This is a genomic window from Rhodococcus sp. P14 (genome assembly GCF_000256505.1).
In the GTDB taxonomy this organism is placed as follows: domain Bacteria; phylum Actinomycetota; class Actinomycetes; order Mycobacteriales; family Mycobacteriaceae; genus Rhodococcus; species Rhodococcus ruber.
In genome coordinates this window covers 1-1,857 of the sequence record NZ_AJFC01000050.1, presented here as the reverse complement: position 1 = coordinate 1,857, position 1,857 = coordinate 1, and the positions used below count along the sequence as shown (strand labels likewise).

General features: G+C 70.9%; 3 protein-coding genes. 1 reads left to right on the top strand and 2 read right to left on the bottom strand.

What is annotated here, in order from left to right; all coding sequences use genetic code 11:
* On the top strand, positions 1 to 548 hold a 548-nt coding region (locus OEY_RS27985), incomplete at its 5' end, for a DUF3159 domain-containing protein (protein ID WP_010592586.1).
* Positions 549 to 552: 4 nt separating this feature from the next.
* Here OEY_RS27985 and OEY_RS0103630 read toward each other — a convergent pair.
* Together OEY_RS0103630 and OEY_RS0103625 are read right to left on the bottom strand one after the other, a co-directional pair.
* Positions 553 to 1,206 (bottom strand): potassium channel family protein, encoded by a 654-nt coding sequence (locus tag OEY_RS0103630; protein ID WP_010592585.1) that lies wholly within the window; start codon positions 1,204 to 1,206, stop codon positions 553 to 555.
* Between the two features lie 61 nt (positions 1,207 to 1,267).
* Positions 1,268 to 1,857, bottom strand: a 590-nt coding sequence (locus OEY_RS0103625) for a potassium channel family protein (protein ID WP_010592584.1), incomplete at its 5' end; no start/stop codon positions are given.

The following is a 1,857-nucleotide window of genomic DNA, read 5'->3' as shown; positions in this document are numbered from 1 at the left end:
CCCCCGCCGCGCCCCCCGCCGTGCTCGTGTGGCGGCTCGTCCAGCGCACTCCCGTCCAACCCGCCGTCTCAGGGTTCCTCGGTGTGGGTGTGTGCGCGTTCATCGCCTATCGCACCGGCGACGCCAAGGGATACTTCCTCTTCGGCATCTACACCAGTCTGCTGTACGCCGCCGGCTTCGTCCTGTCCGTCCTGGTGCGGCGACCCCTGGTCGGCGTGATCTGGGGCATGCTCAACGGGCAGGGATCGTCCTGGCGGCGGCACCGTGTCGCCGTGCGCGCCTACGACATCGCGACGGCGGCGTGGGCGCTCGTGTTCGCGGCCCGCTACCTCGTGCAACACGAGCTGTACGACGCCGACCGGACCGGCTGGCTCGCCGTGGCCCGCATCGGCATGGGATGGCCGCTGACTGCGGTGGCGTTGCTGGTCACGTTGTGGGCCGTGCGCCGCGCTGATCGGGTCGTCGAACCGGCGCCCGAGACGGTCGACGAGCCGATCGAGACCGGGCCGGGCCGGGCCGCCGACGGCCCCGACCAGGACGTCCGCTGATCCGCTAGAGCCCGAGCGCTCCCCGCAGTTCCTGTTCCACCTCGTCCGCGGCGACGAACAGCAGTTCGTCGCCGCCTTCGAGCGGGTCGTCGGGCTGCGGGACGATGACGCGGCCCCCGCGCAGGATCGTCACCAGGGCCGCGTCCCGGGGCAGTTGCAGTTTGCGCACCGGTTTCCCGGCCAGCGCGGTGGTGTCCGGCAGGGTGATCTCGACCAGGTTCGCGCCCTTGCGCAGTGTCATCAGCCGGACCAGATCGCCGACCGAGACGGCCTCCTCGACCAGCGACGCCAGCATGCGCGGCGTGGAGACGGCGACGTCGACCCCCCACGACTCGTCGAACAGCCACTCGTTGCGCGGGTCGTTGACGCGCGCGACGACCCGCGCGACCCCGAACTCGGTGGTGGCAAGCAGGCTCAGCACCAGGTTCGCCTTGTCGTCGCCGGTCGCGGCGATCACCACGTCGTACTGCTCGAGTTGTGCGGCCTCGAGCAGGCTCAGCTCGCAGGCGTCGGCGTGCACCCACTTGGCATCGGGCACGGAGTCGGGCTCGACGTGCTCGAGCTTGCGCTCGAGCAGCATGACGTCGTGGTGGTTGCGGATCAGTTCGCGCGCGATGGAGCGCCCGACGGCTCCCGCCCCCGCAATGGCCACCTTCATCGGCGATCCTCTCGGTGATGTCCGGGTCGTGTGTTCGGCTGCGCCTGCTGGCACCGGACGGTCAGTCGTCGGCCGCGGGGGGCTGTTCGGCGAGGGCGATCGCCTCGGCGACGGTGCCCGAGACGGCCGCGATGTAGACCTGGTCGTCGGCCTGCAGCACCGTCTTCCGGTCGGGTAGGACCCCGGTGCCGAAGCGGATGACGAACGCGACCCGCGAATGGGTCGCCGCCTCGAAGTCGGTGACGTTGCGGCCGATCCAGTCCTCGTGCACCGAGACCTCGGCGACGGCGACGGTGCCCGTCGGATCCCGCCACTTGGCGGTCTGGCTCTCGTGGGTGAGGTTGTGCAGGAACCGGTCGGTCGTCCACGGCACCGTGGCGACGGTCGGGATCCCGAGGCGCTCGTACACCGCGGCGCGCTTGGCATCGTAGATGCGGGCGACGACGCGCTCGACACCGAAGGTCTCCCGGGCCACCCGGGCCGAGATGATGTTCGAATTGTCCCCGGACGAGACCGCGGCGAACGCGTCGGCCCGCTCGATGCCGGACCGCACCAGCACGTCCCGATCGAAGCCCATCCCCACGATCGTGTGTCCCGGGAAGTCCGGGCCGAGCCGAAGGAACGCGCTCGGGTCGCGATCGATGACGGCCA